Genomic DNA, 14,246 nt, shown 5'->3' with positions numbered 1-14,246 from the left:
TGCTCTCGAAGAGGTCGTGTCAGTCAACATCAGTGTTGAATGACACACCGCTTTCGCGAACAAGCCCGCTCCCACGGGGATTGCATCAAGCCGCCAGTTACCTCAACAACATTTAGGCCCGGCCTTGCTCCCGTAACGCGCTTCCTGGCGTTCCCGGAAGAACACTTCGTAGCTCATCACCGGCTTGTCCGGGTGTTTGCCCTGCATGTGTTCGACGTAGGTGTCGTAGTCCGGCATGCCCACCATCAAGCGCGCGGCCTGACCGAGGTATTTACCGAGGCGACTCAGGTCATTGAACATTTGGCGCCCTCCTCCCTCACGCTTGCGGCAGCGCCTGGTATGGGGCTTCTTTATCCGTGCGTTCCTTGCTGCCCCAGGCCGCAATGCCGACCTTGAGCGCAAAGAACAGGATGCTGAAGACCACCAGCAGGAACAGCGCGGTCAGCGTTGCGTTGGTGTAGGCGTTGTAGATCACGTGGTGCATCTGGTCGATGCTCTTCGCCGGGGCGAGGATCTGGCCGTTGGCCAGCGCATCGCTGTACTTCTTGGCCAGGGCCAGGAAACCGATCGCCGGGTTGGCATCGAACAGCTTGATGAAGCCTGCGGTGGTGGTGCAGATCAGCAGCCACACGGCTGGCAACATGGTCACCCAGACGTAGCGCTGACGTTTCATTTTGATCAGCACAACGGTCGCCAACATCAGCGCGATACCGGCCAGCATCTGGTTGGAGATACCAAACAGCGGCCACAAAGTGTTGATGCCGCCCAGAGGGTCGATCACGCCTTGATACAGCAGATAACCCCACATCGCCACGCAACCAGCGGTCGCGATCAGGTTGGCGGTCCAGGATTCAGTGCGCTTCAGCGACGGTACGAACGAACCGAGCAAATCCTGCAACATGAAACGCCCGGCACGGGTGCCCGCATCGACGGCCGTCAGGATGAACAACGCTTCAAACAGGATCGCGAAGTGGTACCAGAACGCCATGGTGTTTTCACCTGGCAGAACGTGATGCAGGATCTGCGCGATACCGACCGCCAGGGTCGGCGCACCGCCAGCACGGGCCAGGATCGTGGTTTCACCGATGTCCTTGGCCACCGCTTGCAGCGCTTCCGGAGTAATTGCAAAACCCCAGCTGCTGACGGTCTGAGCAACCGAAACAGCATCAGAGCCAACCAGCGCCGCCGGGCTGTTCATGGCGAAGTACACGCCCGGTTCGATCACCGAAGCCGCGACCATCGCCATGATGGCGACGAAGGATTCCATCAGCATGCCGCCGTAACCGATGTAACGGGCATGACCTTCGCTGGCCAACAGTTTCGGCGTGGTGCCGGAGGCAATCAGTGCATGGAAACCCGAGACCGCGCCGCAGGCGATAGTGATGAACAGGAACGGGAACAACCCGCCTTTCCACACCGGGCCAGTGCCGTCGATGAACTGGGTCAGTGCCGGCATTTTCAGGTCGGGCATGGTGATCAGAATGCCGATCGCCAAGGCGACGATGGTGCCGATCTTCAGGAAAGTCGACAGGTAATCACGCGGGGCCAGAATCAGCCACACCGGCAATACCGCGGCGACAAAACCATAGCCGATCAACATCCAGGTGATCTGAATGCCAGTAAACGTAAACGCTTTGGCCCAGACCGGATCAGCAGCAATCTGCCCACCGAGCCAGATCGAACCGAGCAGCAACAGCACACCAATGATGGAGATTTCACCAATGCGACCCGGGCGGATGTACCGCATGTAGATGCCCATGAACATCGCGATCGGGATGGTCGCCATCACCGTGAAAATCCCCCACGGGCTCTCGGCCAAGGCTTTCACGACGATCAATGCCAGCACCGCAAGGATGATGATCATGATCAGGAAGCAGCCAAACAGCGCAATGGTCCCGGGGATGCGGCCCATTTCTTCCCGGACCATATCGCCCAGGGAACGGCCGTTGCGACGGGTGGACATGAACAGGACCATGAAGTCCTGAACCGCACCGGCCAGCACCACGCCGGCAATCAGCCAAAGCGTACCGGGCAGATAGCCCATCTGCGCCGCCAAAACGGGACCGACCAGCGGACCTGCGCCGGCGATGGCCGCGAAGTGGTGACCAAAAAGTACGTGTTTGTTGGTCGGCACGTAGTCCAGGCCATCATTGTTGATGACGGCGGGCGTGGCACGATTGGGGTCGAGTTGCATCACCTTGGTGGCGATGAACAGGCTGTAGTAGCGGTAGGCAACGAGGTAGATAGCGACTGCTGCGACTACGATCCACAGGGCGTTGATCGCTTCGCCGCGGCGCAAGGCCACGACACTTAGCGCAAACGCTCCCAGAACAGCCACGGCAAACCAGGCGAGGTGTTTAGCCATACGGGGCATAGCGTGTCTCCTGCCGACAGCCAGTGGACTGCGGCGGTAATTTTTTATAATTGTGTCCGCGGTGCGGAGCTGGCCCAATATCCCCGCATGCCGTCCACAAATAAATCCGCGTTACTACGTACATGGCGCCTACGTAGTTTTACGTAGATGCGCTCCTACAAGGGTTTTGCATTTCACCTGACAGACATCCCCGCCGCAGGTCATTCCGTCCAGCACCGCTACTGGACGCGCGTATCTTTGACATATGATGCCGGGCCATCGCCTTCCCTCGGTCCGGTCAGGAGCCAAGATGCAGCTCAAACACAAAATCGTCGCGCTCGGAATTCTGCCGCTGGTGTTGGCGATCGCGGTGATCTGCGCGCTGGTGATTTCCCTCAATCGCCAACTCGGCGATCAACAGGCGCAGCTGATTGAAGACAGCATTCTGGCGAGCAAACGCGCCGAGCTTAAAAACTACGTGGAAATGGCCCAGAGCCTGATCGCGCCGCTCTACGACGACGGGCACGGTGACGAGCACGCCCAGCAACAGGTGCTGGAAGAACTGCGCAAACTCAGTTTTGGCATCAACGGCTACTTCTTCGTCTACGACCGTGAGGGTCGCAGCCTGATGCACGCGCGCCAGTCGGAACTGGTGGGCAAATACCTGTGGGACATGAAAGATCCCCAAGGTTTGCCGGTGATTCAGGCACTGCTCAAAAGTGCGCAATCCGGCGAAGGTTTTCAGCGCTACGCCTGGAACAAGCCTTCCTCCGGCCAGGTCACCGACAAACTCGCGTATGTAGTGATGCTGGACCGTTGGGGCTGGATGCTCGGTACCGGCATCTACCTTGAAGACGTTGAGCGCGCCACCCAGCAGGCGCGTGACGAAGTGGCCCAAGGCATCCGCAAAACCATGCTGGCGATTGCCGCGGTGGCCCTCGTGGCCGTGCTGTTTGTCTTCGCCAGCGGCATGACGCTCAACGTCAGCGAGCATCGCCTGGCGGACAAAAAGCTCCAGCGCCTGACCCAGCGGATCGTCAGCCTCCAGGAGGAAGAGCGCTCACGGGTTTCCCGAGAGCTGCACGACGGCATCAGCCAGGTGCTCGTCTCCATAAAATTCCAGTTCGAACTGGCCAGCCTGCTGCTGGAGAATGGCCAGGCCAACGACAAGGGTTTGAATACGCTGAAAGATGCCACGGAGCGCCTTGGCGACGCGATTGGCGAGGTTCGCAGCCTCTCTCACGATCTGCGCTCGTCATTGCTCGACACGCTGGGCCTGCCGGCGGCGATCGGGCAGCTCGCCGCCGAATTCGAGCAGCGCAGCGGTCTCACCGTGACTTACGACGATAATGAATTTGATTGTGACCTGGTCGACGGCGCGGCGGTTTCGCTGTTCCGGATTGTGCAGGAAGGCCTGACCAACATCGAACGCCACGCACAGGCTAAAAACGTTTCGATTACCCTGCATGGGTCACAGGAATCCGTGCGGTTGACGGTGGTCGACGACGGTGTCGGTTTTAATGTCGCCCAGGTCGAACGTCGCCACGCGGGCATCGGCCTGCGTAACATCCGTGAGCGTGTCGAACATTTTGGCGGGCGGTTCGACCTGATATCGATGCCTGGAAGAAGTGAGCTGGACGTGCTGCTGCCGATGAAAATGCCCGGTGCGAAACGCTGACCCACCCCCTTACAACAAGAGTGAATATCTGCGATGAACCTGCCCTACCCGATCCGCGTCGCCCTGGTCGACGATCACTCCCTGGTCCGCGACGGGATCAAAGCGCTGCTCGCGGTCATGGCGCCCCTGGAAGTGGTGGGCGAAGCCGAAAGTGGCGCGCAGGCCATCGAGATGGTCGGGCGCTGCCAGCCAGACTTGTTGCTGGTCGACATCAGCCTGCGCGACATGAACGGGCTTGAGCTGACCCGCGTGCTGCGCAGCCAGTACCCGTCGCTCAAGGTGCTGATGCTGAGCATGTACGACAATTATGAATACGTGAGTGAATCCGTTCGCGCCGGCGCCAGCGGCTATGTGCTGAAGAACTCACCGTCGCGGGAAATCATTGCGGCCATCGAAGCCATCGTCAGTGGCGGCACGTTCTACAGCGCCGAAATCGCCCAGCGGCTGATAGCCGACAAAAGCACCGACAATGAGCTGACCCCTCGCGAAAGCCAGGTGTTGTACAAAATGGCGCAAGGATTGAACAACAAGGAAATGGCCCGCGAGCTCGACATCAGCGTGCGCACTGTGGAAACCCATCGTTTGAGCATCCGCCGCAAACTGAACATCGACAAACCCGCAGCCCTGGTCAAGTACGCGATCGATCACGGGATCATTTCGCGCTAGCAGGCACGCCTTACACCGCCTCGGGATTGACCACCTTGGCAGAGCGGATAAACAACGTCCGCGCCTTCTCCCAGAAATCCCCCCCAGCACAAAAAGACTCATGAGTGTCCTGCCTATCAATGATCGCAGAAGGTTTGAGGGTGCCTGAGAAGCTTAACAGCCGGTTGCTCATTTGGACGGCTATGCTCCAGTGACCTTCTCTGGTTGGACGATACGCGATGCCTCGAGGCCGTTCCTTGCAAAGACTGCCAGGCCACCTCCTCCTGCTCGGCGCACTTGGCCTGAGTGGCTGCGTGCGGCTGGGGCCGGACTTCCAGCCGCCGGGCGAAACGTGGGTCGAACACTGGAATACCGCAGCCCTTGAACACGCCAGTCAACGCGGACCGAATCCGGATATCCGCCAGTGGTGGCAGGTCTTCAACGATCCGCTACTGAATCAGCTGATCGCCGAGTCGGATGCAAATAATTCCAGCCTGAAAATCGCCGGCTTGCGCGTGCTGGAAGCCCGTGCCCAGCTGGGCATTGCGCAAAGCGCTCTGTACCCGCAACTGCAACAAGCCAGCGCCGACAGTTTGTACTTCAATCGCCGGCAATCGGGTGGTACCAATCCCCAGGACAGCCATTTCTGGCAATACAGCGCTGGGTTCGACATGGGTTGGGAGCTGGACTTCTGGGGGCGTTTCAGCCGGGCCATCGAATCGTCCGACGCCAGTTATTTTGCCGCTCAGGCCAACTATGAAGACGTGCTGGTATTGCTGCGCGCCCAGGTCGCGGACACCTACTTTTCATTGCGCACCACTGAGGCCCGGTTACGCGTCGCCCGGGAGAACGCCAAACAACAAAAGCGTAATTTCGAGATCACCGAAAAACTGTTCAACAGCGGCCAGCAAGCGGAACTCGACCTGCAACAGGCCAAAACCCAATACCTCGGCACCCTGAGCACCATCCCCTCCCTCGAAGACCAGTTGCAACGAACGCGTAATGCGTTGGCCGTGCTGATCGGGCAACCGCCCGGCGCGTTACCGATGCTCGTGAGCAACGAAGGCTTGATCCCGCTGGTCGATCGCGCCGTGCTCCAGGATGTGCCGGCCAATCTGCTGCTGCGTCGGCCCGATGTGCGCGCCGCCGAGCTGAATGTCGCCGCCCAGTCGGCATTGATTGGCGTGGCCGAAAGTGACTTCTATCCGTCGCTGACCTTACTTGGCAGCATCGTCTGGTCGGCCGACACGCTCAACGGTACGTCCCGAAGCCTGGACCTGATCGGCGGTCCCAGCCTGCGCTGGAACCTGTTCGACCATGGCCAGATCAGCAATAACGTGCGCGTCCAGGATGCGCGGTTGCAGCAACTGATTGAGGCGTACCGCGACAAAGTCCGCCAGGCCGCGCGGGAGGCTGACGATGCCGCCACTGGTTTGATCAAATCGCTGGAGCGCGAACGCATCCTGAGCGAAGCCGGAGTGGCCGCCAAACGCTCGCTGGTGCTGGCCAGCACGCAGTACCGCGAAGGTTACTCGGACTTTCAGCGGGTGCTCGATGCTCAGCGCGCACTGCTCGAACAGCAGGACAGCTACCTGGTCGCCCGCAGCAACGCGGTGAGCAACCTGATTGCCCTGTACAAATCCCTCGGTGGCGGTTGGTACAGCGCCCAGCCCAAAGTCGATGAAGCCACCCGCCAGCAGATGGAAAAACGCACCGACTGGGGCGACCTGCTGAGCGAGCCCGCCGCCCTCCCTGCCCCACAAGGTAAACAGCCATGAGTGAAACCGTGCAGCCTGTCCCCGAGGCGCCCGCCCCAAAGCCTCCTGAGCCTGCCGCCGACCCGGCGAAAAAAGGCATCAAATGGGTGCTGCTCCTGATCCTCCTGAGCCTGGCGTGGTACCTGGCGGCCGACCGTTTCACGCCCTATACGCAACAAGCCCGCGTAGGCGCCTTTGTCATTCCGGTCGCCTCGGAAGTCGCCGGCCGGGTGATCCGCGTCAACGTGCGCAACAATCAGGACGTCCAGGCGGGCGACGTGCTGTTCGAAGTGGACCCGCAGCCGTATCAGATCGCCGTCGACCGCGCCCGCGCAGACCTTGAATCGACCCGTCGGCAGATCGGCGCCAGCACCGCCGGCATCGCTTCGGCGCAAGCCAACTTGCGCGCGGCCCAGGCCAACGAACTGAAGGCGAAACAAGACAATCAACGTTTGGAAGGTTTGTACCGCGAAGACCCCGGAACCATTTCCGTGCGTCTGCTCGAAGTGTCTCGCGCCAATCGTGAACAGGCGGTCAGCCAGGTTGCGGCCGCCCGCGCCGAAGTGCAACGCGCCCGCGAGCAAGAAGGTGGCAGCGAGGAAGACAACGCCCTGCTGCGAAGCGCCGCCACGGCGCTGTCGATAGCCGAGCTGGATCTGTCCAACACACAGATTCGCGCCCGTTCGGCGGGGTTGGTCACCGACCTGCGCACCGACGCCGGGCAGTTCGCCGCGGCCGGTGGCCCGGTCATGACCCTGATTGCCATCCACGATGTCTGGATCAGCGCGGACATGACTGAAAACAACCTCGGTCTGGTGAAAGTCGATACGCCTGTGGCGATCGTCCTGGATGCATTCCCGGGCGAAGTGTTCGACGGACGCGTGCGCAGTGTCGGTTATGGCGTCAGTGTCGGACAGACACCGGCGCCTGGCACCTTACCCAGTGTCCAGAACAGCCGCGACTGGCTGCGACCGGCCCAGCGTTTTCCGGTGATTATCGAGCTCTCCGAAGACGCCCGAAAAACCTTGCGTGACAGCGGCGCCATCCGTGCTGGCGGGCAGGCCGAAGTCATGGCCTTCCCGACTCAAGGCAACCCGCTGAACCCGTTGGGTCGGCTGTTTGTGGGTTTCATGAGCTGGCTGAGCTATGCCTACTAAACGCACGCCCCGGGAACAGCGCGCATTACGCCTGGCCACTGGCACGGCGCTGTGCCTTGCCGCCAGCTTCGGCCTCGGGTTGCCGATCCCCTTTCTCGCGCCGGTGCTGTGCCTGATCCTGCTGGCCTCGATCAATCGCCCGTTGCCGTTCAAGGCAGCCGTGGTGCTCGCATTGGCTGCGATGTTGACCACGGGCCTCGGCCTGTTGTTGATCCCGATCCTGCGTTATTACCCCGTCAGCGGCGTGCTGCTGATCGGTCTGAGCCTGTTCCTGGTCTTCCGTTTTGGCCTGCGCGGTGGAAATGCCCTGATCGTGACCTTTCTGGTGATTGGCCTGACAATGATTTCCTCGGCCGGCGTTGCCGAATTCGATCTGGCGGCGATGGTCATCGGTGCCCTGGTCAAGGGCTTGCTGCTCGCCGTAGCGGTCGTGGCGGTCAGTCACGGGTTATTCCCGGATCCGCCCAACGCCCCTTCCCCGCCACCCGCCCCGACGTTGCCCGCCGAAGAGGTCAGCCGAGTGGCGCTACGTGCAACCCTGATCGTGTTACCGACGTTCCTGCTCGCGTTGATCGACCCGGCCGGTTACCTGCCGATCATCCTCAAAGCCGTCAGCCTGGGCCAACAAAGCTCCACGACCAACGCCCACACAGCCGGTCGCGAACTCGTTGGCTCAACCTTGCTCGCAGGCCTGCTGGCGATCCTGTTCTGGAGCGCCCTCAGCCTGTTTGTGCACCTGTGGATGTTCTTTCTGTGGATGCTGTTGTTCGGCCTGGTGCTGGCGCGCAAGCTCTACGCGCTGAGCCCGACCGGGTTCAGCCCGGGGTTCTGGCTCAACACCCTGATCACGCTGATTATCCTGCTGGGCCAGTCGGTTCAGGACAGCATCGCAGGCAAGGACGTGTACACCGCGTTTGCGGTGCGCATGGGCTTGTTCCTTGCCGTCACGTTGTACGCCTGCCTGATGGTTTATCTGCTCGAGCAGCGGCCGCGAAAGGCTCAGGGGTTAACCTGATACCCCTTGCCCTGCAGGCAACTGGTGTACGCCGTCGAGGTGGTTGCGGCACTGGTTTTCTCTTGTGCCCGGCGCTCCTGACGCTGACGCGAGCCGCCCACCACTGCACCGGCCACGGCGGTCTCTTTGGCGCGGTCCTGCCGATAGTCCTGTTTCGTGTCGTCATCGATGCGCTCATAAAACTCGTCATGCTGACGCCCGCGCACTTCTGCCCCGGCCGATCCCGCGGCGGCCCCCGCGGCAGCACCGCGCAATCGCCCTCCGGAAGCAGGCTGTGCGGTCGACGCGGCCTGACCGGACGCGATGCTGTTGCATTCATTGATGTCCAGCTGGGTCTGTTGCGAACTCTGCCCTTTCATCGGAACGACCGTTGCAGCCCAACCCTGGGTGCACGCAACCGCCAATGCGATGCTCAGGCCGATGGATGACACCTTGCTCATAATGACCTCCAACGCAGCCCGTCACTCTGCATTAACCCCGGGTAGCTGATCCCGGGCTTGATTCAGCAACAAAGAGTGTAGATCACGCGGCACCCACTCTCTGCACGGTATTGCCTGATCCTGACGGCGAACAGGATTCTTTTCGATCGTTTTGGCGTGATGGCCTAACCTCATAGGTTGAGCGACCCACCACAGAGTCGAGCACCCCCATGCGTAATGCATTGAAGTCAATGATGTTCGTCGTGCTCACGCTGCTTGCAACCAGTGACGGAGCGCTGTCGGCCGCCGACATACCGCCGGCTGCAGGTATTACATCGGGTACTTCGTCGTTAGTCATTTCTCAGAGTGATCTGCAAAACCTGCAAATCCGCCTTGACCGAATCAAGCAACAGATTTCGCTGGCCAATAACCTCACCCAGATGGTCGGCCTGCAAGATGCTGTTCAGTCGTTTATCAACGACGTGGATAGCCTGCAGTCATCCCTGCTGCCCGAACAGAAGCAACTGCAAGCCCAACTTGATGTGTTGGGCCCGGTATCACTCGACGATGTAGAGTCAGAGAAATCGGATATCGCGACGCAAAGAGCCTATCTCTCCGAGCAAAAGACCAAAGTCGATTCCAGCCTCAAAACCCTGACAGCACTCAGAAACAATGCGGCCGGTCTCCTTATTCAAATCGCCGGCATTCGCCGCAACCTGCTGGAATCCGAAGTCACGCTGCGCAGCGGCAGTATCCTGGGGCCGGGGTTCTGGGCGCCATTGTTCAGTCCGCTGAAGGAGGACTGCCAGCGGCTGAGCGAATTCATCCAGCAGGCTTCCAGCGCAATCAAGGCCGCCTGGCAACCCGGCGAACGCCTGTTCACCATCGCATTGATCGTGCTGGCCCTGGGTGTTTGGTCCTGGGGCCGAAGAATCGCGGAGCGCGGGCTGACCTGGGTGTGTATTCATCGAATGCCGGAAGGACGTTTGCGTCGAAGCTCGCTCGCACTGGCCTCTGTCGTGGCCACGCTGCTGACCACGGCTTTTGCGATGCAACTGCTGTTTTATGCGCTCACCCGGCAATTGCCGTTGTCGCCTTTGATTCAGAACTTTGCCGATGAATTCGAAAAAATCATCTATGTGTGCATCCTGATTACCGGTCTGAGCCGGGCGCTGCTGTCGACCCGACATCCTTCCTGGCGGCTGCCGGCCATCTCCGATCCCGTGGCACTGGCAATTCAGCCCTTCCCCAGGATACTGGCCGTCACACTGCTGATTCTGGTCAGCCTGGCACAAATCACCAACGTCACCGGCATGAGCCCGCCGGCCATTCTGTTTGGCCGCGGTTTGATCGCGCTGGTGGTCACGCTGATCATCGGCACGTTGTTCCGGCGAGCCAGCAGAGTCCGCCGAGCCGTTGCGGCTACCGGGGAAGCGCCCGAATCGAGTACCACCCTTGCCGGACTGATTTATTCGTTGGCCGGTTTTGCGACGGTGGTATCGCTGATTGCGCTGCTGATCGGCTACATCTCCCTGGCACGGTTCATTACGTACCAACTGGTCTGGGGTTTTATCATCCTGTCGGGCTTCTACTTGCTGACGCAATTGTTCAGAGACAGCTGTGAGTACCTGTTTTCACCCAAGAGTCCAAGCGGCAAGGCGCTCAAACAATTGCTCGGAATCGGCGATGTACGCCTTGAGCAAGCGTCGATCATTCTGTCCGGTGTCGGTCGCGCCGGTTTAATGCTGCTGGCGGTCATTTCACTGTTTGTCGGTGGCGTCGGCACGACGCTGGGGCAACTGTTTACCCAGACGTTCGCCATCCTCGGCGGCGATGGCTTGCGCAAACTCAATATCATCCCGGGCCATTTGCTGAATGCGCTACTGGCCCTGTTCATCGGCATCTATCTGATTCGCGCACTGCGCCGATGGCTGGATAACGAGTTCCTGCCCAAGACCGACATGGACCCCGGCATGTGTGCCTCGCTCAGCACACTGTTCTCCAATATCGGTTACGCCCTGGTGATACTGCTGACCTTGTCATCCCTGGGCATCGAGTGGACCAACCTGGCGTGGATTGTCAGCGCCCTGTCGGTGGGGATCGGCTTCGGCTTGCAGGAAATCGTCAAGAACTTCGTCTCCGGGCTGATTCTGCTGACCGAGCGCCCGGTCAAGGTCGGCGACCTGATCAGCATCAGTGGCGTCGAAGGCGACATCCGCCGCATCAACGTCAGGGCCACCGAAATACAACTCAGTGACCGCTCGATCGTCATCGTGCCCAACTCACAACTGATCTCGCAGAACCTGCGCAACGTCACCCTCGGCGGCAGCGCACAAGGGGTGGCGACTCTGGAGCTGATGTTCCCGCTGGACATCGATCCGGAGCAAGTTCAAAACCTGCTGTACGACACGTACCGAGAGAACGAAACCATCCTCGACAAACCGGCTACCTTCGTCCGGTTCAGCAAACTGACCCCCGAAGGCATCACGCTGACGGTCACGGGCTACGTCAGCAGCCCGAGAATCGTCGGCACGACCAAAAGCGATCTGCTGTTTGAGATCCTCAAGCGATTGGGGGCGGCGGGTATTGAACTGGCGAAACCTGCATCGACGGTTTGAACAAGAAACCGGTCGTTCAGCCAGTCACTGCGCCCTCTCGGCGAGGCTGAACTTGCGAATCAGATCCTGCTCGGGCGAATGCGCTTGAGCGTTTCACTCGGCAGTTCCTTGAACAGCGCCCGGTAACTGCTGGAAAACCGACCCAGATGCCAGAACGACCAATTCATCGCCACTTCGGCAACGGTGGTGTCATTCGGTGTTCGCACGAGCAATTCGCGGTGGGCGCTGTTGAGGCGGCGCAGGCGCAGCCAATGGGTGGGCGTCATCCCGGTGAAGGCCTTGAACGCGTGCTGCAACTGCCGCAGGGAAACCCCGGCCACCTGGGAGAGCTCCAGCAGGTTGAGGGTTTCTTCCGGTGAGTCGGCGGCCCATTCGCCGATGCGTTTCATCACTGCGCGTTCTTCGGTGCGGCGCTGCAGGCCGCCGTGATCGAGGCACACACAGGCGTTGTCGAGGATGTACAGGCAGTCTTCGAGCAGTTGCTGGGTCAGCGCTTCTTTGCTCGGCGGGTCGAGCGTTTCGGCGAGGCGGGTCAAGGTGCCGCTCAACCAGCGGCTGAACAAGGCGTTCTGCCCCGAGTTCAGCGGCGACATGAACAAGCCTTCCAGCCGCGCAACATTCAAACCATGACGCTGCACGAACTCCGGACCAAACACCACGGCGACTTCCTGGTAGTTCTCCGGGGTGATCCAGATGTTGCGGCTTTCGCCATTCAACACATACAGCGCGTTGTCGCTGCGATCGAAACAGAACGCCAGCGAACCCTCAGGCGCGCTGAAATTCTGCTCTACCCGGGTGTTCATCTGCTCTTCGTAAATCTCCACGCCTTGCAGGTCCAGGTAGCGCACACGCCCGGCGAAATGCCCCGGCGACATTTGCTGGTAATGCTGGACCCAACCCGGCGTGGCGCGGATTTGCGCAGCGACATCGTCGGTGTTGAACGCTTGAACCTGTATTGGACTGGACGCTGACATGAATGACCTTACGCACTCGTTTGGTGCGTTTTGGTGCTGCTGAAAGTGGATAGATGGAACCGCAAGGCTCGCCCAAGATAGTCGTCAACGCGTCTCAGGGGAAGTGTGCGGTGGATGAAACCGTCCTCCCCGGCGTTAAAAAAAACCAATAACGAGGTCTTTATGAATGCCCCTTTCGATCAGCTCCTCACGTGGCTGAAAGATCACAAGATTACCGAAGTCGAGTGTGTGGTCAGTGACTTGACCGGCATTGCACGCGGCAAAATCGCACCCACCAACAAGTTCCTGCATGAGCGAGGCATGCGCCTGCCGGAAAGTGTGCTTTTGCAAACGGTAACCGGGGACTTTGTCGACGACGACATCTACTACGACCTGCTCGACCCGGCCGACATCGACATGGTCTGCAAGCCCGTCGCCGACGCGGTGTATGTGATTCCATGGGCCATCGAGCCGACCGCCATCGTGATCCACGACACCTTCGACAAGTTCGGAAACCCGATCGAACTGTCGCCGCGCAATGTGCTGAAGAAAGTGCTGCAGCTGTACACCGACAAAGGCTGGCGGCCGATTGTCGCGCCGGAAATGGAGTTCTACCTGACCCAGCGCTGTGAAGACCCGGACTTGCCGCTCAAGGCGCCGCTGGGCCGTTCGGGCCGTGCGGAAAGCGGTCGTCAGTCGTTTTCCATCGACGCCGCGAACGAATTCGATCCGCTGTTCGAAGACGTCTACGACTGGTGCGAGCTGCAAGGCCTGGACCTCGACACACTGATCCACGAAGACGGCCCGGCGCAGATGGAAATCAACTTCCGTCATGGCGATGCACTGGACCTGGCCGACCAGATCACTGTGTTCAAACGCACGATGCGTGAGGCGGCGCTCAAGCACAACGTCGCGGCGACGTTCATGGCCAAGCCGATTGGCGACGAGCCCGGCAGCGCCATGCACATCCACCAGAGCGTAGTCGACATTGCCACCGGTCAGCCGATCTTCGCCAATGCCGACGGCACGATGAGCGAGCTGTTCCTGCACCACATCGGCGGTCTGCAAAAGTACATCCCCAAAGTGCTGCCGATGTTCGCGCCCAACGTCAACTCGTTCCGCCGCTTCCTGCCGGACACCTCGGCCCCGGTCAACGTTGAATGGGGCGAAGAAAACCGCACCGTCGGCCTGCGAGTGCCGACCTCGACGCCAGATTCGATGCGCGTGGAGAACCGCTTGCCGGGGGCTGACGCCAACCCGTACCTGGCGATCGCGGCCAGTTTGTTGTGCGGTTATCTGGGCATGGTTGAACGCATCGAACCGAGTGCGGCGGTGCAAGGTCGAGCCTACGAGCGCCGCAACCTGCGCCTGCCGATCACCATCGAGGATGCGCTGACGCAGATGGAAGAGAGCGAAACCATCGGACGGTATCTGGGCGACAAATTCGTGCGCGGTTACGTGGCAGTCAAGCGTGCCGAACACGAGAACTTCAAGCGGGTGATCAGTTCCTGGGAGCGTGAGTTCTTGATGCTTAGCGTCTGAAAACCACGCGAGATCACGCGCCCCCCCTGTAGGAGCGAGGCTTGCCCGCGAAGAGGCCGGTCCGTTCAACATCGTCGTTGACAGCCAGTCCGCCTTCGCGGGCAAGCCT

The 14,246-nt window shown here is 60.3% G+C and carries 12 protein-coding genes; 7 read left to right on the top strand and 5 right to left on the bottom strand.

Annotation, left to right across the window (positions count from 1 at the left end):
• Positions 1–102: 102 nt before the first annotated feature.
• Positions 103–300: a YbdD/YjiX family protein gene (locus QMX98_RS24590; RefSeq protein ID WP_010460111.1), complete on the bottom strand. Its 198-nt coding sequence runs from the start codon at positions 298–300 to the stop codon at positions 103–105.
• Positions 301–316: 16 nt separating this feature from the next.
• A complete protein-coding gene (locus tag QMX98_RS24585; RefSeq protein ID WP_010460108.1) occupies positions 317–2,374 on the bottom strand; it encodes a carbon starvation CstA family protein in 2,058 nt (685 codons plus the stop codon).
• Positions 2,375–2,663: 289 nt separating this feature from the next.
• Between QMX98_RS24585 and QMX98_RS24580 the strand changes: the two genes are divergently transcribed.
• Complete coding sequence (locus QMX98_RS24580; RefSeq protein WP_083376793.1) at positions 2,664–4,031, top strand: cache domain-containing protein; 1,368 nt, start codon at positions 2,664–2,666, stop codon at positions 4,029–4,031.
• Between the two features lie 33 nt (positions 4,032–4,064).
• Positions 4,065–4,697 (top strand): response regulator transcription factor, encoded by a 633-nt coding sequence (locus tag QMX98_RS24575; protein ID WP_010460104.1) that lies wholly within the window; start codon positions 4,065–4,067, stop codon positions 4,695–4,697.
• Between the two features lie 10 nt (positions 4,698–4,707).
• Here QMX98_RS24575 and QMX98_RS24570 read toward each other — a convergent pair whose 3' ends face one another.
• Positions 4,708–4,869: a hypothetical protein gene (locus QMX98_RS24570; protein WP_282411506.1), complete on the bottom strand. Its 162-nt coding sequence runs from the start codon at positions 4,867–4,869 to the stop codon at positions 4,708–4,710.
• 46 nt (positions 4,870–4,915) lie between these two features.
• On the opposite strand from QMX98_RS24570, the gene QMX98_RS24565 reads away from it, so the two are divergent.
• Genes QMX98_RS24565 through QMX98_RS24555 form a run of 3 tightly spaced genes read left to right on the top strand, consistent with a single transcriptional unit; the run spans position 4,916 to position 8,605 of the window.
• Entirely contained in the window at positions 4,916–6,454 is a 1,539-nt protein-coding gene (locus QMX98_RS24565) for a TolC family protein (RefSeq protein ID WP_172790884.1), read from the top strand.
• Positions 6,451–7,590, top strand: coding sequence for an HlyD family secretion protein (locus QMX98_RS24560; RefSeq protein WP_282411505.1), 1,140 nt, complete (start codon positions 6,451–6,453; stop codon positions 7,588–7,590). The genes QMX98_RS24565 and QMX98_RS24560 overlap by 4 nt, the downstream gene beginning before the upstream one ends.
• On the top strand, positions 7,580–8,605 hold the full coding sequence (locus QMX98_RS24555; protein WP_010460098.1) for a DUF2955 domain-containing protein: 1,026 nt from the start codon (positions 7,580–7,582) through the stop codon (positions 8,603–8,605). Before QMX98_RS24560 ends, QMX98_RS24555 begins: the two co-directional genes overlap by 11 nt.
• On the opposite strand, the gene QMX98_RS24550 is transcribed toward QMX98_RS24555, so the two are convergent.
• Positions 8,590–9,045 carry a YMGG-like glycine zipper-containing protein gene (locus QMX98_RS24550; protein ID WP_102593787.1) on the bottom strand — a complete coding sequence of 152 codons (456 nt, stop codon included), beginning with the start codon at positions 9,043–9,045 and terminating at the stop codon, positions 8,590–8,592. The two genes, QMX98_RS24555 and QMX98_RS24550, sit on opposite strands and share 16 nt — an antisense overlap.
• Before the next feature lie 209 nt (positions 9,046–9,254).
• Here QMX98_RS24550 and QMX98_RS24545 point away from each other — a divergent pair, with 209 nt between their 5' ends.
• Positions 9,255–11,642, top strand: coding sequence for a DUF3772 domain-containing protein (locus QMX98_RS24545; RefSeq protein ID WP_282411504.1), 2,388 nt, complete (start codon positions 9,255–9,257; stop codon positions 11,640–11,642).
• Positions 11,643–11,701: 59 nt separating this feature from the next.
• On the opposite strand, the gene QMX98_RS24540 is transcribed toward QMX98_RS24545, so the two are convergent.
• Positions 11,702–12,616 (bottom strand): helix-turn-helix domain-containing protein, encoded by a 915-nt coding sequence (locus QMX98_RS24540; protein WP_282411503.1) that lies wholly within the window; start codon positions 12,614–12,616, stop codon positions 11,702–11,704.
• 162 nt (positions 12,617–12,778) lie between these two features.
• Between QMX98_RS24540 and QMX98_RS24535 the strand changes: the two genes are divergently transcribed.
• Entirely contained in the window at positions 12,779–14,137 is a 1,359-nt protein-coding gene (locus tag QMX98_RS24535; RefSeq protein ID WP_077748402.1) for a glutamine synthetase family protein, read from the top strand.
• Positions 14,138–14,246: the final 109 nt, after the last annotated feature.

This window comes from Pseudomonas sp. PS02303 (genome assembly GCF_029959925.1).
GTDB classification, from domain to species: Bacteria; Pseudomonadota; Gammaproteobacteria; order Pseudomonadales; family Pseudomonadaceae; genus Aquipseudomonas; species Aquipseudomonas mandelii.
Note: the sequence above shows the minus strand (reverse complement) of the source record. Positions and strands in the feature narration are given on the sequence as shown.

Coding starts and splice junctions, on each gene's coding strand:
- QMX98_RS24555 (WP_010460098.1), top strand. CDS start 7,580: ATGCCTACTAAACGCACGCCCCGGGAACAGCGCGCATTACGCCTGGCC.
- QMX98_RS24590 (WP_010460111.1), bottom strand. CDS start 300: ATGTTCAATGACCTGAGTCGCCTCGGTAAATACCTCGGTCAGGCCGCG.
- QMX98_RS24565 (WP_172790884.1), top strand. CDS start 4,916: ATGCCTCGAGGCCGTTCCTTGCAAAGACTGCCAGGCCACCTCCTCCTG.
- QMX98_RS24570 (WP_282411506.1), bottom strand. CDS start 4,869: ATGAGCAACCGGCTGTTAAGCTTCTCAGGCACCCTCAAACCTTCTGCG.
- QMX98_RS24535 (WP_077748402.1), top strand. CDS start 12,779: ATGAATGCCCCTTTCGATCAGCTCCTCACGTGGCTGAAAGATCACAAG.
- QMX98_RS24550 (WP_102593787.1), bottom strand. CDS start 9,045: ATGAGCAAGGTGTCATCCATCGGCCTGAGCATCGCATTGGCGGTTGCG.
- QMX98_RS24575 (WP_010460104.1), top strand. CDS start 4,065: ATGAACCTGCCCTACCCGATCCGCGTCGCCCTGGTCGACGATCACTCC.
- QMX98_RS24545 (WP_282411504.1), top strand. CDS start 9,255: ATGCGTAATGCATTGAAGTCAATGATGTTCGTCGTGCTCACGCTGCTT.
- QMX98_RS24580 (WP_083376793.1), top strand. CDS start 2,664: ATGCAGCTCAAACACAAAATCGTCGCGCTCGGAATTCTGCCGCTGGTG.
- QMX98_RS24585 (WP_010460108.1), bottom strand. CDS start 2,374: ATGCCCCGTATGGCTAAACACCTCGCCTGGTTTGCCGTGGCTGTTCTG.
- QMX98_RS24560 (WP_282411505.1), top strand. CDS start 6,451: ATGAGTGAAACCGTGCAGCCTGTCCCCGAGGCGCCCGCCCCAAAGCCT.
- QMX98_RS24540 (WP_282411503.1), bottom strand. CDS start 12,616: ATGTCAGCGTCCAGTCCAATACAGGTTCAAGCGTTCAACACCGACGAT.